Genomic DNA, 4,150 nt, shown 5'->3' with positions numbered 1-4,150 from the left:
GGCGTGCAGGCCAAGTCGGCTGAGTTGCTGATGACGAGCACAGGGCAGGAGACGCGTGAGGCATTGCCCGTGCCGTCCGCCCGGCTCTTGTCATAGCTCCACTGCGACAGCCATGAGCGTAGGGTGGTGAACCGCCCCAGCCCCACTGGCCCGTCATTGGCGATCTTCGGGTCACCGAGGTAACACGTGCCCGGCGTGCGATCGGACGGGTCCTGCGTCGGGTCCAGCCAGCGCACATCGCTCATCGTACCCTGCACCACGAAGCAGCGCTCGGAATCCGGATCAGGCCCGGCCTTTATCTCCGCCAGCTGCGCCAGCACCCGATCGGTGATGCGGCGGTTACGCGCCACCTGTGCTGCCCGGAACCGCTCCACGAAGTCCGGCTTATAGGGCGGCTGGTTCGGGCAGGCCGGGTCGTAGAGGTTCAGCTCCCGGTCCCGTTCGAACGGCTTGTCCTCGTCCAGGATCGACGGGTCGATCCATTCCGTCATCGTATGCGACCGGCTGATATGCGCCGCCAGCAGAAGGATCGCGTCGGCCGGGATCAGGCCCGCGCCGGCAAGGTCTGCCGGGTCGCCGGCCGGCGTCTCGGTGATCGTCGGATGTTCGGCCTGGTCCTGGTAGAATGTCGATAGTGACCCACCCCCGGACCATCCCCCCAGCACCACCTTGTCATAGCCGAACCGCTTCTTCGCGTCGGCGATACAGGCGCCGAGGTCCAGCACGCATTTCTCCATGATCAGTGCCGTGTCATTGCCCCGGTACCGCGGGTTGCAATAGATGACATGGTGCCCGGCATGGGCCAGCGACGTCACCAGCGACAGGAAACTGCCGCCGCCAATCGGGTGGCTGAAAATGATGACTGTCTTCGCCTCCGTATCATCCGGCCGGATGCGCATGCATTCCACGAACACCTGTCCCGCCGGGCCGCCATAGGTCTCTTTCAGCCGTCCTGTATCTGCGTGAACAAATCCGTAGGGTTCCCTTACGATAGCCATTCTGCGTTCCTTGCCCTTGTTTTTTATGAAGCGCATACTTGCTGAAAGAACGATCAGGGGAAAGCAGGAAAGGCCCGAGGAATGAACCAACAGTCCCGGTCGCAGCCCAGCGGCATACATCACATCGCCATCATGGCATCAGACATCAAAGCGCATATCGCCTTCTTTTCGGAGGTCATGAACTTTCCGCTCGTAGCGCTGTTCGACATGCACGGCGTGCCCGGTGGGCTCCACGCCTTCCTCCGCATGAACGATCACAGCTTCTTCTCCATCGTCCAGTTGCCCGACGTCGACAAGATACCAGTCACGCTCGGAATCACCCATTCCGGCAATGGCGCGCTGCCCAGCGCTGCCGGCACGATGCAGCACCTTGCATTCCGCGCGGATGATGAAGCCGGTCTCCTCGGCATGCGTGACCGCCTTCGCAGCCACGGCATCAATGTCATCGGCCCGCTCGACCATGGTTTCTGCCAGTCGATTTATTTTGCCGGGCCGGACCAGATGACACTCGAGGTCGCCGCGCCTGTGACGACGGTCGATCCGAAACAATGGATCGATCCCGTGGTTCTGGAAAAGGCAGGCATTTCGGAAGCGGAAGCCGAAGCCTACAAGGCGCCCGCGCCATATGCGGGACAGGGCAACGAGCCCCAGCCGGCTTACGATCCTGCCAAGCCGCACATGGTCTACCCGCCGGAAATGTACCAGGCCATGTTGAAAATGCCCGATGAGGTCATCGCCAATTCAGCCAAGTTCCCGGGGCCACCTGTTCCTGCTTAGGCGGGCCGTCCGAGCCAGCGCTCAAGGATCGCTGCAGTATCTTCGCCCACTTCACGTGGTGCAGGCTTGCGGATCGATCCCGGCGTGGCCGAGAATTTCGGGAACGTGTTCTGCATGGTCACGGGGCCGAGGTCCGCGTCCTCCAGCGTCACGACAGATTCCCGGGCCGCATAATGCGGATCGGCCAGCATGTCCTCGGCATCGAATATCTTGCCCGATGGTACGCCATGGTCCAGCAAAAGGACTTCCAGTTCCGCCACCGTCAGCGTGCGTGTCCAGTCCGCAATGATCGCGTCCAGTTCCGCCTGGTTCTTGCCGCGCGCCAGGTGCGTCGCATAGCGCGGGTCGAGCGCCAGTTCCGGGCGTGCCATCGCATCGCACAGCCGTTTGAAAATCTGGTCCTGATTGCCGCCGATCAGGAAGTCGCCATCCTTGCACGGATAGACGTTCGACGGGGCAATCTTCGGCAATATCGCGCCGCTCCTCTGACGCTTGTGGCCCGAGGCTGAATAGTCCGCCACATAGCTTTCCATCACCTGCAGCACGCTTTCATACAGCGCGACGTCGATGACCTGGCCTTCGCCCGTCTGGTTGCGGTGGTGCAGCGCCGCGAGAATACCCATGCAGCCATAGGTCGCCGCCAGCGAGTCGCCGATGGAGATGCCGACGCGCGACGGCATCCGGTCCGGCTCGCCGACAATGCCGCGCAAACCGCCAAAGCCCTCGCCGATCAGGCCGAAGCCCGGCCGTTGGGCATAGGGCCCCGTCTGGCCATAGCCCGACATGCGCGACACGATCAGGCCCGGATTGGCCTCACGCAGCTTTACGGGATCGAGGTTCCACTTTTCCAGCGCGCCGGGCCGAAAATTCTCGACCAGCACGTCGGCCTCGCCGATAAGGTCGCGCGCCAACTGCTGGCCCTCTTCGGTGCGCAGGTCCACGGCCACGGAATACTTGTTGCGGCCAATCACGCGCCACCAGGACGGCTTGTCGCCCTGGCCCCACTCGCGCATCGGGTCGCCCTTGCCGGGCGGCTCGATCTTGACCACTTCGGCGCCCATGTCGCCCAGCAGCTGGCCACAGAACGGTCCCGCGATGAGTTGCCCCATCTCGACAACTTTCAGCCCATGCAGCGGGCCGTTTGGTTTCGGCGTATCTGTCATGACTGCCTCTACCGCATTCCGCGTCGCTGGGGCAACAAGCCGCCTATGCTTTCACGCCGGCCTGCGCTTCAGCAAACGCCTTGATCGTCTTGTAGTCCGCCTTGCCGTTCACGGCGCGGCCAAGGTCAGGCTTGAAGAAGATGCGCTTGGGCGATTTGAAGCGCGCAATCTTCGTCGCCACGAAGGCGCGAAGGTCTTCCTCGCTCACGTCACCGTCCAGCGACACCACAGCCGTCACGGCCTGTCCCCACTTGTCGTCCGGCAGGCCGACCACCAGCGCGTCACGCACGGCATCGTGCAGTTTGAGCGCTTCTTCCACTTCCTCGGGATAGACCTTCTCGCCGGCGGTATTGATACAGTTCGATCCGCGCCCCAGCAGAGTCATCGAGCCGTCGGCCTCCACCGTGCACCAGTCGCCGGGGATGGAGTAACGCATGCCATTGATCGTCGGGAAGGTCTTCGCCGTCTTCTCCGGGTCCTTGTAGTAGCCGAGCGGCACTGCACCGCCGCGAGCCACGAATCCGGCCTCGCCGCTGCCCGGCTGGATCTCGCGATGGTCTTCCGAGAACACCTTGCATTGCGGGCCAAGCTCGAATTTCGAGGTCTTCACTTCGCCGTCCGCCGTCATTGCCGACGAGCCGAAGCCCACCGCTTCCGACGCGCCGAAACTGTCCATCATGGCTGCCTGCGGCATGTGTTTCAGCAGGCCGCGCTTGATCTCGCTCGACCACATCACGCCCGACGACACGACCGCCGCGACCGTGCTCAGGTCATACTTGCCGGCATTCTCGTCCAGTTCCTTCAGCATCGGCTTGCCGAACGCATCGCCGACGATGGCCATATTGGTCACGCCGTTTTTCGCGACCGTCTCCCACAGGTTCTGCGGGCTGAAATTCTTGTTCTCGGTCAGCGTGACGATCGTGCCGCCATTCAGGATCACGCCCATCGCCGTGAACAGGCCTGTGCCGTGCATCAGCGGGCAGGCGGGAATGATCCGCGCGTGCCGGCCGACTTCCAGTGCGTTCGCCACATGTTCGGCCAGGTCCCTCGGCACCACGCCGCCCGCCTTGGCGACGCCCTCCATGCCGGCTTGGCGCCAGATGCCGTGCGACCACATCACGCCCTTCGGCATGCCGGTCGTCCCGCCGGTGTATAGGAACAGCAAATCGTCGCCCGACCGCTCGATGCCCAGCGGCGAGGCATCGCCCTTGC

Annotated in this window: 4 protein-coding genes; 1 reads left to right on the top strand and 3 read right to left on the bottom strand. The window is 63.3% G+C overall.

Features of this window, described 5'->3' with window-relative positions:
• Positions 1–998: hypothetical protein (locus AADA04_RS12085; protein WP_340693526.1), on the bottom strand; the 998-nt coding region annotated here is incomplete at its 3' end.
• Between the two features lie 81 nt (positions 999–1,079).
• Here AADA04_RS12085 and AADA04_RS12080 point away from each other — a divergent pair.
• A complete protein-coding gene (locus AADA04_RS12080) occupies positions 1,080–1,775 on the top strand; it encodes a VOC family protein (protein ID WP_340693525.1) in 696 nt (231 codons plus the stop codon).
• Here AADA04_RS12080 and AADA04_RS12075 read toward each other — a convergent pair.
• Together AADA04_RS12075 and AADA04_RS12070 are read right to left on the bottom strand one after the other, a co-directional pair.
• A complete protein-coding gene (locus AADA04_RS12075; RefSeq protein WP_340693524.1) occupies positions 1,772–2,938 on the bottom strand; it encodes a CoA transferase in 1,167 nt (388 codons plus the stop codon). The genes AADA04_RS12080 and AADA04_RS12075 overlap by 4 nt on opposite strands.
• A 43-nt stretch (positions 2,939–2,981) precedes the next feature.
• The coding region (locus AADA04_RS12070) for an AMP-binding protein (protein WP_340693523.1) at positions 2,982–4,150 on the bottom strand (1,169 nt) is incomplete at its 5' end.

Origin of the sequence: Hyphomonas sp., assembly GCF_037969335.1 — a bacterium.
GTDB lineage: Bacteria > Pseudomonadota > Alphaproteobacteria > Caulobacterales > Hyphomonadaceae > Hyphomonas.
Note: the sequence above shows the minus strand (reverse complement) of the source record. Positions and strands in the feature narration are given on the sequence as shown.

Bases quoted from the DNA above. Each gene is read 5' to 3' on its own strand.
- AADA04_RS12075 (WP_340693524.1), bottom strand. From the start codon at position 2,938: ATGACAGATACGCCGAAACCAAACGGCCCGCTGCATGGGCTGAAAGTT.
- AADA04_RS12080 (WP_340693525.1), top strand. From the start codon at position 1,080: ATGAACCAACAGTCCCGGTCGCAGCCCAGCGGCATACATCACATCGCC.